At 60.3% G+C, this 16320-nt stretch carries 18 protein-coding genes; all 18 read left to right on the top strand.

Annotation, left to right across the window (positions count from 1 at the left end; genetic code table 11):
• Positions 1-16: 16 nt before the first annotated feature.
• The 18 genes from JDW18_RS20960 to JDW18_RS20875 all read left to right on the top strand — a co-directional run bounded on the left by JDW18_RS20960 (position 17) and on the right by JDW18_RS20875 (position 16320).
• Positions 17-421 (top strand): hypothetical protein, encoded by a 405-nt coding sequence (locus tag JDW18_RS20960; RefSeq protein WP_218241524.1) that lies wholly within the window; start codon positions 17-19, stop codon positions 419-421.
• A gap of 44 nt (positions 422-465) precedes the next feature.
• A complete protein-coding gene (locus JDW18_RS20955; protein ID WP_218241523.1) occupies positions 466-1380 on the top strand; it encodes a Mu-like prophage major head subunit gpT family protein in 915 nt (304 codons plus the stop codon).
• A gap of 14 nt (positions 1381-1394) precedes the next feature.
• A complete protein-coding gene (locus JDW18_RS20950; protein WP_218241522.1) occupies positions 1395-1913 on the top strand; it encodes a gp436 family protein in 519 nt (172 codons plus the stop codon).
• Between the two features lie 7 nt (positions 1914-1920).
• Entirely contained in the window at positions 1921-2358 is a 438-nt protein-coding gene (locus tag JDW18_RS20945; RefSeq protein ID WP_218241521.1) for a phage tail terminator protein, read from the top strand.
• 7 nt (positions 2359-2365) lie between these two features.
• Positions 2366-2572, top strand: coding sequence for a DUF7210 family protein (locus JDW18_RS20940; RefSeq protein WP_218241520.1), 207 nt, complete (start codon positions 2366-2368; stop codon positions 2570-2572).
• A 28-nt stretch (positions 2573-2600) separates the two neighbouring features.
• Entirely contained in the window at positions 2601-3389 is a 789-nt protein-coding gene (locus tag JDW18_RS20935) for a phage tail tube protein (RefSeq protein WP_218241519.1), read from the top strand.
• Positions 3390-3392: 3 nt separating this feature from the next.
• Positions 3393-3941, top strand: coding sequence for a DUF6631 family protein (locus JDW18_RS20930; RefSeq protein WP_218241518.1), 549 nt, complete (start codon positions 3393-3395; stop codon positions 3939-3941).
• 127 nt (positions 3942-4068) lie between these two features.
• The gene (locus JDW18_RS20925) at positions 4069-7218 is read left to right on the top strand and encodes a phage tail length tape measure family protein (RefSeq protein WP_218241517.1); all 3150 of its coding nucleotides are present in this window, start codon (positions 4069-4071) and stop codon (positions 7216-7218) included.
• Positions 7218-8420, top strand: a complete 1203-nt coding sequence (locus JDW18_RS20920) for a hypothetical protein (RefSeq protein ID WP_218241516.1) — start codon at positions 7218-7220, stop codon at positions 8418-8420. The genes JDW18_RS20925 and JDW18_RS20920 overlap by 1 nt, the downstream gene beginning before the upstream one ends.
• Positions 8417-9229, top strand: coding sequence for a phage BR0599 family protein (locus JDW18_RS20915; RefSeq protein ID WP_218241515.1), 813 nt, complete (start codon positions 8417-8419; stop codon positions 9227-9229). The genes JDW18_RS20920 and JDW18_RS20915 overlap by 4 nt, the downstream gene beginning before the upstream one ends.
• A 9-nt stretch (positions 9230-9238) precedes the next feature.
• On the top strand, positions 9239-9454 hold the full coding sequence (locus JDW18_RS20910; protein WP_218241514.1) for a hypothetical protein: 216 nt from the start codon (positions 9239-9241) through the stop codon (positions 9452-9454).
• Entirely contained in the window at positions 9454-9696 is a 243-nt protein-coding gene (locus tag JDW18_RS20905; RefSeq protein ID WP_246610152.1) for a hypothetical protein, read from the top strand. The genes JDW18_RS20910 and JDW18_RS20905 overlap by 1 nt, the downstream gene beginning before the upstream one ends.
• The gene (locus tag JDW18_RS20900; RefSeq protein ID WP_218241513.1) at positions 9686-12406 is read left to right on the top strand and encodes a phage tail protein; all 2721 of its coding nucleotides are present in this window, start codon (positions 9686-9688) and stop codon (positions 12404-12406) included. The genes JDW18_RS20905 and JDW18_RS20900 overlap by 11 nt, the downstream gene beginning before the upstream one ends.
• 2 nt (positions 12407-12408) lie before the next feature.
• The gene (locus JDW18_RS20895; protein ID WP_218241512.1) at positions 12409-13755 is read left to right on the top strand and encodes an NHL repeat-containing protein; all 1347 of its coding nucleotides are present in this window, start codon (positions 12409-12411) and stop codon (positions 13753-13755) included.
• Between the two features lie 142 nt (positions 13756-13897).
• Entirely contained in the window at positions 13898-14041 is a 144-nt protein-coding gene (locus tag JDW18_RS20890) for a Com family DNA-binding transcriptional regulator (protein WP_218241511.1), read from the top strand.
• A gap of 9 nt (positions 14042-14050) precedes the next feature.
• Positions 14051-14842: a DNA adenine methylase gene (locus JDW18_RS20885; protein WP_218241510.1), complete on the top strand. Its 792-nt coding sequence runs from the start codon at positions 14051-14053 to the stop codon at positions 14840-14842.
• Between the two features lie 303 nt (positions 14843-15145).
• Positions 15146-15670: a PilW family protein gene (locus JDW18_RS20880; RefSeq protein WP_218241509.1), complete on the top strand. Its 525-nt coding sequence runs from the start codon at positions 15146-15148 to the stop codon at positions 15668-15670.
• Positions 15667-16320, top strand: coding sequence for a pilus assembly PilX family protein (locus tag JDW18_RS20875; protein ID WP_218241508.1), 654 nt, complete (start codon positions 15667-15669; stop codon positions 16318-16320). Before JDW18_RS20880 ends, JDW18_RS20875 begins: the two co-directional genes overlap by 4 nt.

The following is a 16320-nucleotide window of genomic DNA, read 5'->3' as shown; positions in this document are numbered from 1 at the left end:
CACTCCAAGGACTGACATGCCCAGCCTGACCCAAGACCGCAACACGCCACGCCGTGGCAACACCTTCCAGGTGGCCGACACCGTCGCTGCCGCAATCATGGCCGGTGCCATGTACACGCTGGACGCCACGGGCGCAGCCAAGCCCGCTGTTGCGGCCGACAAAAAGCCGGTACGTGCCGTCTGTACTGAGCGTGTTGACGCTGGCTCCGACTTGGTCAAGGGCGAGCGTGCTGTCTTCTGCTTTGAAAACAGTGCAGGCGCTGGCGAGATCAAGCGCTGGGACATTGGCAGCAATGCCTATGTGGCGGACGACCACACGGTCTCCAAGACCGGTAGCTCCATTGCGGGCGAAGTCATCGATATCGACGACTTGGGCGTCTGGGTGGCCATTGGCACCGCCGCTGTGCCCACCACGGCCTAAGCCCACCGGCAGGTCATTCCCTCAATCAACGTAGAGGCACAGCAATGCAACTCACCCCCACCAATCTGAAAACCCTTTTCACGGGCTTCAAAACCGCTTTTCAGGGCGGCCTGAACGAAGCGCAGAGCATTTACCAGAAGCTCGCCACCGTGGTGTCCAGCACCACGGCCTCCGAGGAATATGGCTGGTTGGGTCAAATGCCCAATATGCGCCAGTGGATTGGCGAGCGCGCCATTCATGGCCTGGAAGCCCATGGCTACAGCATCAAGAACAAGCCCTTTGAGCTGACCGTCGGCGTGCCGCGTACCACCATCGAAGATGACACCTTCGGTGTTTACACGCCCTTGATGGGCGAGCTGGGCCGTGCGGCTGCAGCGCACCCTGACCAGCTGGCGTTTGGCCTGCTGGCCACTGGCACCACGGAAAAGTGCTACGACGGCAAACCCTTCTTTGCGGCTGACCATCCCGTTAAGAACGCTCAAGGCAAGACCACAAGCGTCAGCAACGTGGACTCTGGCGGTGACGGTCCCTGGTGGTTTGTGCTGGACACCAGCCGCTCCATCAAGCCGCTGATCTTCCAGAACCGCAAGAACCCCAACTTTGTGGCCATGACTGCGGAGACCGACCCCAACGTCTTCACCAAGGCAGAGTTTCAGTACGGTGTGGATTCGCGCTGCAACGTGGGCTTTGGCTTCTGGCAAATGGCCTATGCCAGCAACAAGCCTTTGAATGCGGACAACCTGTGGGCAGCAATCAACGCGATTGAGGGCTGCAAGGGCGATACCGGTCGCCCGCTTGGCCTCAAGGCAACTACCTTGGTCGTGCCAACGGCGCTGCAGCGCGCAGCCAACAAGCTGATGACAGCCGAGCTGGTGCCCGTTCAGGTGGGTGCCGAAGTCACCACCGAAACCAACGACCTCAAGGACCGACTGGAAGTGGTCGTGTCCGGCTGGCTGTAAGGGCCGCACCTGCCATGGCCTACATCACCCCCATCGACCTGGCTGAGCGCCCCGGTGCCCGCGAGCTGGCTCAAGTGGCCACGCCCGAGGACAAGCACGTTGCGGACACCGCGCTCATGGACGCCACCCTGCGCGGTGGCGACCGCAGCGCCTGGAGCGCCGCAGACCAGGCCGATGCCGATGCAGCCATGGCTCGCATTCAAGACGCCGTCTCTGAGGCGGATTCGCTGATTGACGGCTTCCTGGCCAAGCGCGGCTATGCGCTGCCGCTGGCCCCTGTGCCCAAGCTTGTGACCGGCTGGAGCCGCTCCATTGCTCGCTATCTGCTCCACAAGAGCCGCATCAGCATGGAGACCAACGACCCCATCGTGCGCGACTACCGCGATGCCCTGAAGCTGCTGCAGCTCACAGCTGACGGCAAGTTCAGCCTGGGCGCGGATGACGTTGTGGCCACAGGCGGCAGCGGCACCGATGTGCGCTTCAGCTACCCCGAGCCGGTCTTCGGCCGCAAGCAGCTCAACAGCTTCAGGTAATGCCGCCATGAACTTTGAACCCTTTGACACCAGCCTGGTCGTGAAGCGCCTCAAGGACCTGGTGCCCGAATTCCGCGAGGTCAGCGGCGCTGCTGAATATGCCGCCGTGATGGACCTGCGCGGTTTCCAGACACCCAGCTCCTATGTGATTTTTGCGGGTGAGTCTGGCGGGGCTGCAGGGCCGCGTGGTGCCCGTGTGCAGCCCGCTGTGACCCGCTTTGGCGTGGTACTGGCCGTGCGCAGCTACCGCCCTGGTGCCGGTGACCAGTTGGGCGACGAGCTGCGCAAGTTCATTGGCCTGACCCGCACTGCCTTGATTGGCTGGGTTCCGCCTGTGCTTGGCGCAACGGCCCTGACTTGGGAAGAAGGCCAGGTCATGGACTACGACAACTCGACTGTGCTGTACGTCGACTCCTATCAACTGACCAACCTGCTCCAAAAGTGAGGACCTCATGAGCAACACCAAGCCCGATGCCGCTGCCAAGACCGAAGAGACCGAGAAGGTCAAGCTGGCCAAGCCCCACACCCACGCAGGCAAGGACTACGAAGCAGGCGCTGAGCTGATCGTTGGCAAGTCCACCGCCGCCTGGCTGCGCAATGCCGGTGTGGTGGAAACCGCCCAGACCGCCGCCCCTGCAGTTGCGGCTGACAAGACCTGATTGACCACATTCACAGGAGATCACTCTCATGAGCAAGACAGTTGAAACCTATTTCTACGGCCAAGGCCGTGTTTTTTCCCGCCCTTTTGGGTCTGTGGGTAACAGTGGCTGGGGGTGGTGGGGCGATGTTTCTGCCCTGACATTCGGCGGTACCGATGAGACGGCCTCTCACAAAGAAAGCTACAGCGGTCAAAAGTCCGAAGTGCGTAGCTTCAGCATTGGCGGTGAATGCACGATCAAGCTTACAGCTCACCAAATCGACCCAGACAAGCTGGCCCAGCACTTGCGCGGCACCATCACGGAAATTGCAGCCGGTTCCGTGACTGGGGAACTATTCCCCAACCCCGTTGCAGTGGGCGACGTGATCAAGCTGGACAAGCCCTATAACGTCTCCGAACTGGTCATTACCGACAGCTCAGGTGCACCCGTCACTCTAGACCCTGAGCACTATGACGCCTTCCTTGAGCACGGCAGTATTGAGCTGCTGAGCCTGCCCACTGCGCCGGGTCTGACTCAGCCTTTCAAGGCCGCATATAAACAGGCAGGAGCCCGTCAGGTGGCCTTCTTCAATGCCGCGCCCAAGCTCATCCAGCTGCGTTACGAAGGCATCAACCTGACCGAAGACAACGCACCCGTGATTGCCGAGTGGTACAAGGTCAGCACAACCCCGCTGCAGGAGCTTCCTTTTATTGCCAGCGGCAATGATCTGGCGGGCATCAGCATTGACGCCAAGTGCCTTGCAGACCCCACGCGCCCAGCATCTGGCCCCTTCGGCCGCTTTGGCCGCTATGTGGCCATCAACGCTATCCAGCCCTAAGCCATGGCCCAAATAGTCTCCAAAGCCTCTGCAGCGGACGCTGCAGAGCGCGAGCCAAGCGACATGGAGGTGCTGCACCCCGAGCGCACCCTGCCGCTGGGCGGCGAACTTGTGACCATGCGTGAATACGGCAATGTGGAATGGCTACGCCTGCTTCCTGCCGCTGAACCCATGGTCGCGGCTATTGCAGAAATGATCGCCAGCCCCCATGAGCCCAGCTATGAGGTGGTGTTGAACGCCATTTCAACCCACACCGATGGCGTGCTGCCCTTGATCGTGCAGGCCGCCGACCGTGATATGGACTGGCTGGAATCTCTATCCGCAGATGACGTTGAGAACCTGCTGATGCTTTGGTGGGGAGTGAACGGCCATTTTTTCGTGCGGCGCGCCCGAATTCGCCAGGCCGTCGAGCGGGCCTGCGCCGTGCGGAAGGAGCAAATCGTGGCGCAGGCCGCGAAGGCAGTGGCATCGGCTGGGGTGCCATCTACGCCACCCTCATCGCCAACGGGCACCAGCGCAGCGAACTCGGCCACTACACCGAGCGGCAGCTGAAGCTGTTTTACAAGCAGGCCCTGCAGCTGGAACGCCAGCGCAGCGCCATGCGGCTGGCAGACGTCAACGCCGGTATGGCCGGTGGTGACGCTGCCAAGGAACGAATGAACGAGCTGAGGAAATAGTCATGGGCAACAGCAGCGACATGAACGTCGCGCTTCGCTTTCAAGCCGATGTGAGCCAGGCGCGGGCCGAGCTGAAGGCCTTGCGCGCTGACGCCGAGGCTGTTGGCCAGGGCGCTCAGAAGATCGACGTTGCGCCCATTGACAAGCTGGCCGACAGCGCCAAGCAGGCCGGTACCGCCACCAAGGGCATGGGCACGGCAGCCAAAACAGCCAGTGTAGATATCAAGGCCCAGACCGATGCCAGTGCCGCCGCAGCAGCTGCGGCACAAGCTCAGGCAAAGGCGGTCAACGGCGCAGCCAAGGCCAACCAAGCGGCGGGTCTCTCTGCTAAGCAGCTCGCAGCAGCGAATCGCATGCTGCCAGCGCAGATGACCGATATCACCGTGGGCCTGGCCACGGGACAAAACCCGTTTACCGTTGCGCTGCAGCAAGGCGGGCAGCTCAAGGACATGTACGGCGGCATTGCCCCAGCTGCCAAGGCTGTGAGCGGTGCTGTGATGGGAATGGTCAACCCACTGACCGCCACGGCCGCAGCCGTTGCTGTACTGATTGCGGGCTACGCTAAGGGTTCCAAGGAAAGCGACGCGTATTACCAGTCCATTGTGATGACTGGCAACGCCGTGGGTGCGACAACAAGCCAACTGGCCATCATGGCTACACGCATTGACGGCGTAGTCGGTACAACCTACGACGCCGCCCAGGCCTTGGCCGCGCTGGCATCCACAGGTCAAGTCTCCAGCAAAAACATTGAGCAACTGGCAACCACCACTGTGCGCATGGAGCGCGTGATGGGCCAGTCAATCAGCACCACCGTTGAGCAATTCAATGAGCTAGGCCGTTCGCCCGTCGAGGCCAGCCGCAAGCTCAATGAGTCGTACAACTACCTGACCGCTTCTGTTTACGCCCAGATCAGAGCGCTCATGGACCAGCGCAAGGAGGATGAAGCCGCAGAGTTGGCCCAAAAGACCTTCTCTGCCGCCATGGATGAGCGCACTGCGAAACTGGCTGCCAATGCCGGCACGCTGGAGAAAGCTTGGCGTGGCGTCCGCGATGTAGTTCGTGAGACATGGGATGCAATTCTTTCCATTGGTCGGCCTTCGACAGATGACGCACTGATTTCAACAGCGGAAAAGCAGGTCGATTTTCTCCGTCAGAAGCTGGCTCAACGACAGGCACGCGGGCTTGCGACTGGCGACATCACTGCGAAGTTGGCTGCAGCCGAGGCCAATCTGCAGTCGGTGCAGGGCCAAAAGACGGTGAACGACAAGACGGCCGAAGACGATGCGGAAAAAGCAAAACGAAATCAAGCTGCTTTAAAAGCCATTGACGCTGTCACTGCCGCCAATAAGGCTGCACTGTCACCACAGCAACAGCTCACAGCTGCATTGGAGCAATACCACGCCCAGCTTGACGACATCCGCAAAGTCGATCCTGGCAGCAAGCTTCTGAACCCTGCAACGATTGCCCAGACCGAGGCCGCATTCCGTAAGCGGTACTTGCCCAAGACTGGTGGCGGCCCCAAGGTCAACCCCGTAGACACCGCCTACCAGAGCCAGCTGCAGACGCTGCAGCAGGCCCGCGCCCAGGCTGAGCAGGGGCTGGCGAACGCCCAGGACAACGTGGGCAGCAGCACCGACCAGGCCACGGCCAAGCTGGAAGCCTGGCTGGCCGTCAACAAAAATGCCCTCAAGCTGGACGATGCCCGCATTGCCAAGCTGCGGGAAGTTGCGGCCGAGACCGACCGCCTGCACAAAGCCACCAAGGACCTGCAGGACACCAAGGCCCGCAATGAGCGCATCACCCAAGGCTTGGCCGCCGTGGATGAAGGCATCAGCCAGGCGCAGGGCCGTTCGGCCGAGGCTGCGGTCACCCGGATCGAGGAGCGGTTTCGGAAGCTGCGCGACGACCTGGGCAAGACCGGCAATATGGCGGGCCTGGCCAAGGTCGACCAGCTGGTGAACATTGAGAGCGCCCGCGCCCAGTTGGAGAGCCTGCAGCAGCAGACAGAGCGTATTTTCTCGGACCAGTCGCGCACCGAGCAGTCCCTGGCCAATCAGGTCACGGCGGGCCTGACCGGCGAGCTTGAGGCCAAGCGCCAGATCCTGAACATCAACACCAGCACGGCTGCGCAGATTGAGGCCTTGCTGCCCAAGATGCGTGAGCTGGCCGAAATCACCGGCAACCCGGCCGCAGTCGACCGCGTCAAGGACTTGGAGGAAAAGATAAAGGGCCTGCGCACACAGGCCAATGAAGTCAACCAAGCATTTGGACAAGCGTTCGGCAGCAGTCTTAACAACTCACTCAAGAGCCTGGCAGATGGCACGGCTACCTTGGGCGAGGCCGTCAGGTCGCTGCTGAGCAATCTAGCTGCAGGCATGGGCGAGTGGGCGGCTCAGCAGCTGGCCATGCAAGCCAAAGAAGGCGTCATGGGGCTGATCAACGGCGCAAGCAAGACGGCAGCGAGTGCGGGGGCTGTGACCTCGGTGGCAAGCACTGCGGCCGCAGGCGTTGGCGCAGTGGTGGACACCGCTGGTGCTGCTGCCGAGGCTGCAGCCACTGCCGCGTCTACTGCTGCCACTGTTGCCGACACTGCGGCCACCACGGCTGCGGCCGCAGCCACCACAGCCATGGCCACTGCTGCTACAGCGGCTGCCGTGGCGCTGCAGGCTGTGGCGGCGTCTTCGGCCAGCTCTGGTGCCAGCAGCGCCCTGAGTGCCGGCATTGGCGCGATGGGCGCGGGCTTCTCCAGCGGCGGTTGGACCGGCCCTGGCAGCAAATACCAGTATGCAGGCGTGGTCCATGCAGATGAGTTCGTCCACCGCAAGGAAGTCGTTGGCCAGCCTGGCGCATTGGCTTTCCTGACGCGCTTCAACCAGGTTGGGATGGCCGCGCTTAATGACTGGTTGCCCTATGCAGACGGCGGTCTGGTCATGGGCGGCAATGTCTCCCTGGGCCTGCCGTCCGTGGGCAATTTCAAGCCCGCCGCGCCTGCTGCAGGCAATACAACAGTGGACAACCAGCAGGCCTTTTACCTGATCGATGACCCGGATCGCATTGCCTCAATGATGGGCAGCAAGCAAGGCGAGAAAGCCCTTGCAGTCATGATCAGCCGCAACCCCGGTAAGTTCCGTCAGTTGTTGGGGGTGAGCTGATGGCCCTGCCTCTGTGGACCTTCCCGCCTAACTGGGGTAGCTCGTTCAAGGAAACCTTGGAATGGCTGACCGATGTGCTGCAAAGCCCCAGCGGGGCAGAGCAGCGCCGGGCCCTGCGCCTGGCACCGCGCCGCAGCTTCTCGTTTGAAGTGCTCGTGCACCAAGCTGAGCGCACGCGCTTTGACTTGTGGGCGCATGTGCTGGGTGCTCAGCCGCTGGCTTTGCCAATCTGGACCGATGCCCAGTACCTTGGCATGCCGGTGGCTGCAGGCAGCAGCGTCATTGTGGCCAGTACCGCAGGCTATGACTTTGCAGCGGGCGGCCTGGCGGCACTTGCCAGCGACGAGCTGGACACCTGGGAGCTGGTCGACGTTGAACAGGTCTCTGCAGCTGACTTGACCCTTGCCAGCCCCGCATTGCGTAGCTGGCCAGCAGGCTCGCGCCTGCTGCCGGTGCGCAAAGCCATGCTCAAGACGCTGCCAGAACCCGTGCGTCTGACCGATGAGCTGGCCCGCGCCAGTGTGGCATTTGAACTGCTGGAGCCCAGCTCCTGGCCAGCTCAATTGCCCGCCACTCTGTACCGTGGCAAGCCAGTGCTGGAGTTCCGCCCCGATGAGTCCAACGACCTGACGCTGGGTTATGAGCGTCTGACCCAGCGCCTTGATAACGAAGTCGGCATCCCGCGCATCACCGATACCTCGGGCTATGGCTTTGTGCTGCAGCAGCATGCTTGGGCAATGTGGGGACGTGACGAGCACACGGCTTTTCGGAGCCTGCTGTATGGGCTGCGCGGCCGCCAGGCTGCCATCTGGGTGCCGACACATGCCGCCGACCTGTTCGCGGCTGGCCAGACGCAAGGCCAGACCCTGCAGGTGCAGCCCTGTGGCTATGCCGATCTGGTGAACACTGGCAAGGCGCGCATGGGCCGACAGGACATCCGCATCGAGCTGGTCACCGGCGAGGCCCTGCACCGCCGTATCACGGCCGCAGCGGCAGGGGCCACGCTGGAGACTCTGGCGCTTGACCAGGCACTGCCTGCTGGCGTGTCTGCTTCGGACATCTCCCGTATCAGCTTTATGGCGCTGTGCCGCCTGGCAGATGACAGCGCTGAGATCACCCACCACACCGATGCCGATGGGCTGGCCAAGGCCACGCTCAAGTTTCGGGGCGTGCGCGCAGACCTGGAGGCCGCCAGCGTATGAGCTTCAACGACTTTGAAACCAGCACCAGCGAGGGCCAGTCTGCCCGCCTGTACCAGTTTGACCGTAGCGCGACTGTGGTGTGGCGGTATACCAGTGCCGACCGCTCCTTCAAGTTCGACGGCCACGACTGGTCACCGCTGCCGATCAGCGATGACGGTATCCGCATGACGGGCGAGGCGTCGGCCGATACGGTGCGTGTGACGCTCCCAGCCTCTGCAGCCGTGGCCCAGCTGTTTCGCAGCACGCCGCCCAGTGAAGAGATATTTCTGACGGTTTACGACTACGACGCGACTGCGGCCGATGCGGAGGTGTGCTGGGTGGGTAGTGTGAGCAGCGTGGCGTTCCCGAGGGCTGGGCAAGCTGAGCTGGTCTGCGACTCGCTGTCTGCGTCTATGCAAAGAAGTGGACTTCGCTTGCGCTATGAGCGCTCTTGCCCGCATAGCGTCTATGACGATAGCTGCAGGGCAGTCAAGGCGCTGCATGCCACACCCGTGGTCGTCACTGAGCTGAATGGCACTCACATCTGGTTCGGCACCTCAAACATCACCGATATCGGTGCTTTTTGTTATGGCGCGGCGGAATGGCATGTTGACGGCACGACTGAAATGCGAGGCATTGAAGTGGCCAACGGCACTCGCGCCCAACTGATTGGCGGCACGGACGGCTTAGCCATAGGCGACACAGTCACGCTGTACCCAGGCTGTGATGGGCTGCGCAGCACCTGCAATGACCGCTTTAACAACCTGCCAAACCATGGAGGCTTCCCCCACATGCCGGGCGAATCCATCTATGGCAAACGGCTGTGGTGAGGTTTTGATATGTGGGTGCAGATTGCCATCCTGATTGTCTCGGTCGTCATCTCCTATGCAGCGCGGCCGAAAACAGCTACGCCCAAGGCCTCCACGCTGGAAGATTTCAATTTCCCCCAAGGGGCCGAAGGAACCCCCCAGGTGGAGGTGTTCGGTACCTGCTGGGTGGACAACTGGATGGTGCTGGGCGCGGGCAACTTCCGCACATCGCCCATCAGAAAGTGATGGCAGACATGGACAAAGCCGAGCTGCGTATCTGGCCAAAGCACCTTTACAGCGTTCCCTTCTCTGGTCGCGTGGGCTATTGCGCTGCCGGATCACGCCAATGGTTTGCTGCTAACGGCCTGAGCTGGGCTGAGTTTGTGAGAGAGGGTCTTGAAGCAAGCCGCTTCGAGGCAACCGGAGACCCCTTGGCACTTGCGCTTGTCGAGCATGCCAAAGACCAGGAGCGTGTGAATGGGCGGTAAGAAGAAAAAAACGACCATCGGCTACAAGTACTACATGGGCCTGTTCATGGGCCTTTGCCGTGGCCCCGTTGATGCCATTCGCCAGATCCGTGTGGGTGACAAAACAGCATGGACGGGCAAGGCCACTGGCAACACGAGCATCAACATCAACCAACCCAATCTGTTCGGCGGTGAGGAGCAGGAAGGCGGCATCGACGGCACTTTGCAGATCATGATGGGTGCCCCAGACCAGACCCGTAATGACTCTCTTGCGGCCATGCTGGGTGGACTTGTCAGCGCGTTCAGAGGCGTTACCACAACGTTTTTTGACGGTCTTGTGTGTGCCATGTCACCGTACCCCAAGGAATGGTCGTACCTGGTGCAAAAGACCAAGGCAGGGTGGCACAAGGATCAGAGCTGGTACCCAGAGAAGTGCGAGATGCTGATGGCCTCGGGAAATGAGGTCGCCACCGTGTTCGCAGGCTCAGGCTGGAATCTTCCCTGCTTGGCTCCAGGTGGCATGCCAGGAGAATGCGTTACCCATGACTCAATCCAGACTGTAACCCTGACGGGCACTGCAGAGGTGCGCTCCTATGAGTTGAAGCTGTTTGGTGCAGTGGAATGCCGCCCCTACGCTGGCGGGGCGCTGCAGCCGCTGCAAAGTGTGATGAAAGGCGGTGCTCCCACGGCAGCCCTGCCTGGCCACAACCAGTACACGCTTGAAATCAGCAACCCGCCCACGGTCTTTTATCTCAATCACACGAACGTAGCCGAGCACTACAACCGCACCTTCTATAACGGAGAGTCGTTTATTGCCGAAATTGCAGGCAATGCGACGTTGACCCTCAAAGCTCTTGCAATCAACGATTTGCAGTTGTCTCCGAGTCAATCCTTACGTGTAGAGGTTGGGGGGCAAGACGGAGTGCAGGTGTATGGCATGAACCCTGCCCACATACTGCGCCGCCTCTATACAGACCCCCTAATCGGCCGTGGCCTGGATGCAGCAACCCGGATTGACGAAGCATCGTGGATTGCCGCAGCAGACGTTTTTCACACTGAGGGGCTGGGCCTGTGCATGAAGTGGAGCAGATCGGGCTCCGTCGCTGAATTTGCAGGTGAAGTCATCAACCACGCAGGGGCGGCGGTTTACACATCGCGCCGCACCGCAAAGCTTGTACTGAAGCCGATCCGTGGTGACTATGACCTGGACGACTTGCCGCTCTTTACGCCCGACACAGGTTTATTGGCCATTGAAGACGATCAGTCGACCGCTCAGACCAGCGGCATCAATGAAATCGTGGTGAAGTACACGGACGTGCTCAATAAAAAAGAAGGGGCTGTGCGCGAGAAAAACCTGGGCTCCATCATGGCAGCCAAGGGGGTCACAGTCACTGAAGAGGTCAGCTACCCCGGAATTCCAACTGAGGCACTGGCCCGCCGCATTGCCCGGCGCGATCTGCAGGCCAAGAGCGGGTTTATCAAGCGGTTCACCGTTGTGCTGGATAGGCGCGGCAAAGACATCATGCCTGGTCATGTGTTTCGCATCTCAGATCCGTCACGGGGCATTGCAAATATGGTGCTGCGCGCTGGGCGGTCTGAGTTCGGCACCATCACTGACGGCCGCATAACGATCACTGCCCTTCAGGATGTGTTTGGACTGCCCGCAGCAGTACTACGCGAGCCCGAAGATAACGCCTATGTGCCGCCTGATGTCACACCACGGGTGCCAACGATTCAGGGGCTGATGGAGGCCCCATACCGTGAGCTGGCGCAGAGCATGGGCGCTGCGGACTTGGCCATGCTCGACCATTCAGCAGGTTTTCTGACTGCAAACGCGGTACGACCGGGGATGATGCATGGCTTTGAGCTGCAGACCCGAGTTGTGCCCTCTGAGTTCAGCACAGCGGCAGAGCAAGGCGCTTGGTGCCCTGGCGGTAAGCTGGCTGTGCCAGTCGGACGCCTTGATGCCCAGGTCAGCTTGGACGATTCAGTCGACCTGTCGCAGATTGTGCTCGGCACTGCCGCTTTGCTGGGTGATGAAATCGTACGCATCGATGCTGTGGATACCGCCGCAGGCACATTGACCATAGGCCGGGGCTGTGCGGATACGGTTCCCGCACCGCATGTCGCAGGCACGCCATTGCTGTGTTATGACGGCTGGGGCGGTGACGACCAGCGCGAGTACACCCACGGCGTCACTGTGGAGGCCAAGCTGCTATCCCGCACGGGTAGCGGCACGCTAAACCCATCCCTGGCCCCCACGCAGTCGCTGACATTTGCGAGCAGGGCTGCGAGGCCTTATCCGCCTGGCGATTTCCGCATCAACGGTGAGCGCTACCCTGCATTGGTACTCAATGCGTCATCTTTGAGCTGGGCGTCTCGAAACCGCATTACACAGGCCGACATGTTGCTTGATGCGGCGGCTGCGAGCGTTGTGCCAGAGGCCGGCACAACGTATAGCGTGTCAATTTACGACGATCTCACAGACACACTGGTCAGTCAGACAGATGGGATCACTGACACGGCCATGGCCCTGTCAGGCATTTCTTTTCCATTGCGCACTCGAATTGAGCTGTACAGCGTGCGTGAAGGCCTGCGGAGCTGGCAACCCGTTGTGCACGTTTTCAAAAATGACGACTCGGCACCACGCAATTTGCGGGGCTATGTCGTTGACGCAGCAAGCGCCACTATCAATGCGCCAGAGAGCCTGCGCGCATACACCTTGGAGTAGTCATGACGACTTCCGTGCTTCTCAAATGGGCAGATGTGAGCGATGGAGAGACATCGCAGCGTATTTATCGCAGCACATCACCGATGGATGTAGGCAACATGCCTCCGGCACTGGCAACAGTTCCAGCGAACGTGATGGAGTATCTGGACGACTCAGTGCTCCCAGACACGGACTATCACTACATCGTTTCCAGTGTCTCCTCATCAAGAGAGAGCTTCAGCGAGCCGATATCTGTACGGACAGCCGCATTCACCGGGCTTTGGTATGAGCAGGAGCCAGTGGAGTTCTTACTGCGCGATGCCGCCTCCAGGCACCATGGGGTGACTGCGTCTGCAACCGTCTCTAACTTTGGTGTATCTATGACTGATGCCACCAAGTGGGCATCCGCATGCGTTGGGCCCGACGGTAAGGTCTATGGAATCCCTGCCTCTGTCAGCGACATCCTGATCATCGATCCGGCTGCTGGCACTGCGACCCGATCAGCCATGGGGGCTAACCTCAGCGGCGATGTGAAGTGGGTGGGTGGAGTACTTGGCCCGAACGGGAAAATCTATGGTGTCCCAGACACGGCAACAGACATTTTGATCATCGACCCAGTTGCGGGCACTGCGACCCGATCAGCGATGGGGGCCAGTTGGTCGGGCTCCCGGCAGTGGCGAGGCGGAGTGCTTGGCCCTAACGGGAAAATCTATTGCATTCCAGCCAACGCTACAGACATCCTGATCATCGATCCGGCTGCTGGCACTGCCACCCGGTCAGCCATGGGGGCTAACCTCAGCGGCCCCGCCAAGTGGGTGGGTGGAGTTCTTGGGCCCGATGGGAAGATCTATGGAATTCCTGACAATGCCAGCGACATTCTGATCATCGACCCGGCTGCTGGCACCGCGACTCGGTCAACCATGGGTGCGAGCCTCAACGGTGCGGGCAAGTGGGCGAGCGGAGTGCTTGGCCCAGATGGGAAAATCTACGGCGTCCCGACTGGAGCTGGTGAGATTCTGATCATTGACACTGCATTGGGGTCAGCAACCCGATCCGCCATGGGAGCGAATCTGAGCGATTCGTCAAAGTTTTCTGGCGGAGCCCTCGGACCGGACGGCAAAATTTATTGCATCCCATCTTCTGTCTCTAACATTTTGATCATCGACCCTCTTGCGGGCACTGCGACCCGCTCCGCTCTGGGTGGTAGTTGGACGCCTGCGTCGGCCTTCTATACGGGGGTGCTGGCACCCAATGGGAAGATCTATGGAATGCCTGAAAGTGCGGCGGGTGTGCTGATTATTTCTCCGGGCGCTGGCGTCCCCGCACTACCTGCGGCCCTGTGCCGCTCACCATTCCTCAACAAACTATAAAAAAGACGGGCGACCTGGTCGGGTGCGGTAACACCTGGCCAAGCCCCCGACCCGCAGAGTAGACCTGCAAGTCAGGCGAAGACCCGCCGCTCTCGAGAGCCCGGCAAGTCTATCGTCTTTCAACAGTTGAAACTGGCTTGCAATGACTGAAATTAGATGCGGCAACTGCCGCAAGAAACTGGCCGAGGGCGAATACATCCGCCTGGCCATCAAGTGCCCCCGCTGCGGGGCCTTCAATCAGCTGAGCGCCCAGAGCGCCCCGAAAGAGCCCCAAGCGGGCCAGTAGCTGAGATAAATGACAAATCCCATTATTCCTTGGATCGGCGGCAAGCGCCGCCTTGTCGACATGCTGCTCAAGCGCTTTCCTGACCATAGCTGCTACGTGGAGGTCTTTGCCGGTGGAGCGGCCGTCTATTTTTCCCGCCATCCAGCCGCGGTCGAGGTGCTGAACGACGTTAATGGCGACCTGGTCAATCTATATAGAGTGGTGACGCACCACCTGGAGGAGTTCGTGCGCCAGTTCAAATGGGCGCTGACGAGCCGCCAGGTCTTCAAGTGGCTGCAGGACACCCGCCCCGAGACCTTGACTGACATCCAGCGGGCGGCTCGGTTCTTCTACCTTCAGCAGCAGAGCTTTGGCGGCAAGGTCTCTGGCCAGACCTTTGGTACCGCGACCACGGCCCCGGCCATCAATCTGCTGCGCATCGAAGAGAACCTGTCGGCCGCACACCTGCGCATGGCGGGCGGTACATATATAGAGCAGCTCGACTGGGCTTCCTGTATGGACCGCTACGACCGCGCCCACACGCTCTTCTATATGGACCCGCCGTACTGGGAGACCGAAGGGTATGGCGTGCCGTTCCCCTGGGAGCAGTACGAGCTGATGGCCAAGAAGCTCAGGACGATCAAGGGCAAGGCGGTGATCAGTATCAACGACCATCCGGCCATCAGGGAGTGCTTCAAGGACTTTGAGATGGAAGCGCTAAAGCTGGACTACACCGTAGGCGGTGGCGCAAACCGGGTCGAGCGTGGGGAGCTGGTGATCTACAGCTGGGACAGATCAGCCGAGCCCGCAGGCCTGTTCTAGGGTGGACTGATATAGTCACCGGCGATGGGGCAGGTCTGAAAGGGCCAGCTGCAAGGCGCAACCCGTGGCGTTACCCCACGGCAGATATCCTGCCCCATCTCCGATTCAGAAACAGCAAAGCCAGCGGATGCTGGCTTTTTTGTCTGAGGCGCTGATTCTGTAATTTCATTGCACCCATTGAAACCGAGACTGAGGCGATTTATCACACCTCACAGCGCCCAGTTATCGCGCCGCGCTTCAAGTGGCGGTGCATCGGAGGGTTCTGGTACTCCGAACTCTGTGACATTGGGCGGCAACTATTACTTGGCTTCGCGGGATGGAGCCGAGTCCCTGGAGACCATCGCCGCTACTTCCCCTGCATTCATTGCCCCTCTGGGGGGAACAGCGGCCGCCTATCCAGCCATGCGGCTGCTGGGCGTCGGGGAGGGCGATGTGCTGTTTCAGTATGACTTGCTGAACCTCAAGGGCAAGACTCCCCAAGCAATCACAGAGGGTGTCTCTCACTTGATGGCGGTTTACGGTGTGGATACCGATGAGGATGGGAAAGTCGATTCCTGGGTCAGCCCCTCGGCGTCTGGCTGGACCGCGACAGAGGTCATGGCTTCGTCTCTCAAGATACGGCAGATATTGGCTGTGCGTCTGGCAGTTATTGCGCGCTCGCAGGGCGTCAATCAAGCCAATGTCAGCCCCGCCACTCTGCAAGCCTTTGCAAGCCTTGGCGACAGCCTGAAGCGGGAGGTAAGCCTGAGCTCTACACAACGCTCCCAGCGATATCGCGTGATGGAAATTGTCATTCCTGTGCGCAACAATTTGCAGATTGACTCATGACCCATGCCAACTTGAGCGTGTTGCAAGCCAAAGCCCGCAGCCGCCATTATTTGCGTCGTCGCCAGAGCGGCTTTTCGCTATTGTTTGCGTTGATTGCTCTCATCATCTTGTTGGTCGCCGCAGTCTCGGTCATGCAGTCAAGCGGCTCCAGCCTGTTTACCAGTGGCAATGCCGCATTTCAGCAGGACATTCTGGCGCGTGCCGACGTGGCCAATGTCAAGATATTTTCTCTGCTGCGATCAGGAGGGGCGCTGTCCACCGAGGCAAATCTGGCCAATTCCAGCAAGAGCAGCAACTACAGCGCCGTGGCCTTGAATACCAATAAGCAGGGCGTTCCGCTGGCTCTGATCAGTGATACCAAATTTGATGAAGTTGGAGTGAGCAGCAACGACATCAAGGACGATGCCAGCAACACCGTCATCAGATATGTGATTGAACGTCTGTGTGATCAGGCTGGAGAGTCTGGCGCACTGGGGCGTGAGCATTGCATTCATGAACCGGACCCCAATCCCATTCTGGGCGGCAGCAGCCAGGGGGCTGGCTCCGGCATCCGGCCAGGCTTTGCGCCGGTCTACCGTGTCTCTGTGCGCATACAAGGGCCGCGCGGTTCAGAAGCCTATCTGCAGAACACCTTTACTAAGCCGAATTGA

It is taken from the genome of Comamonas fluminis (assembly GCF_019186805.1).
GTDB classification, from domain to species: domain Bacteria; phylum Pseudomonadota; class Gammaproteobacteria; order Burkholderiales; family Burkholderiaceae_C; genus Comamonas; species Comamonas fluminis.
Note: the sequence above shows the minus strand (reverse complement) of the source record. Positions and strands in the feature narration are given on the sequence as shown.

What these genes read in the sequence shown, in the direction of transcription:
- JDW18_RS20960 (WP_218241524.1), top strand. Translation starts at nt 17, where the DNA reads ATGCCCAGCCTGACCCAAGACCGCAACACGCCACGCCGTGGCAACACC.
- JDW18_RS20955 (WP_218241523.1), top strand. Translation starts at nt 466, where the DNA reads ATGCAACTCACCCCCACCAATCTGAAAACCCTTTTCACGGGCTTCAAA.
- JDW18_RS20950 (WP_218241522.1), top strand. Translation starts at nt 1,395, where the DNA reads ATGGCCTACATCACCCCCATCGACCTGGCTGAGCGCCCCGGTGCCCGC.
- JDW18_RS20945 (WP_218241521.1), top strand. Translation starts at nt 1,921, where the DNA reads ATGAACTTTGAACCCTTTGACACCAGCCTGGTCGTGAAGCGCCTCAAG.
- JDW18_RS20940 (WP_218241520.1), top strand. Translation starts at nt 2,366, where the DNA reads ATGAGCAACACCAAGCCCGATGCCGCTGCCAAGACCGAAGAGACCGAG.
- JDW18_RS20935 (WP_218241519.1), top strand. Translation starts at nt 2,601, where the DNA reads ATGAGCAAGACAGTTGAAACCTATTTCTACGGCCAAGGCCGTGTTTTT.
- JDW18_RS20930 (WP_218241518.1), top strand. Translation starts at nt 3,393, where the DNA reads ATGGCCCAAATAGTCTCCAAAGCCTCTGCAGCGGACGCTGCAGAGCGC.
- JDW18_RS20925 (WP_218241517.1), top strand. Translation starts at nt 4,069, where the DNA reads ATGGGCAACAGCAGCGACATGAACGTCGCGCTTCGCTTTCAAGCCGAT.
- JDW18_RS20920 (WP_218241516.1), top strand. Translation starts at nt 7,218, where the DNA reads ATGGCCCTGCCTCTGTGGACCTTCCCGCCTAACTGGGGTAGCTCGTTC.
- JDW18_RS20915 (WP_218241515.1), top strand. Translation starts at nt 8,417, where the DNA reads ATGAGCTTCAACGACTTTGAAACCAGCACCAGCGAGGGCCAGTCTGCC.
- JDW18_RS20910 (WP_218241514.1), top strand. Translation starts at nt 9,239, where the DNA reads ATGTGGGTGCAGATTGCCATCCTGATTGTCTCGGTCGTCATCTCCTAT.
- JDW18_RS20905 (WP_246610152.1), top strand. Translation starts at nt 9,454, where the DNA reads ATGGCAGACATGGACAAAGCCGAGCTGCGTATCTGGCCAAAGCACCTT.
- JDW18_RS20900 (WP_218241513.1), top strand. Translation starts at nt 9,686, where the DNA reads ATGGGCGGTAAGAAGAAAAAAACGACCATCGGCTACAAGTACTACATG.
- JDW18_RS20895 (WP_218241512.1), top strand. Translation starts at nt 12,409, where the DNA reads ATGACGACTTCCGTGCTTCTCAAATGGGCAGATGTGAGCGATGGAGAG.
- JDW18_RS20890 (WP_218241511.1), top strand. Translation starts at nt 13,898, where the DNA reads ATGACTGAAATTAGATGCGGCAACTGCCGCAAGAAACTGGCCGAGGGC.
- JDW18_RS20885 (WP_218241510.1), top strand. Translation starts at nt 14,051, where the DNA reads ATGACAAATCCCATTATTCCTTGGATCGGCGGCAAGCGCCGCCTTGTC.
- JDW18_RS20875 (WP_218241508.1), top strand. Translation starts at nt 15,667, where the DNA reads ATGACCCATGCCAACTTGAGCGTGTTGCAAGCCAAAGCCCGCAGCCGC.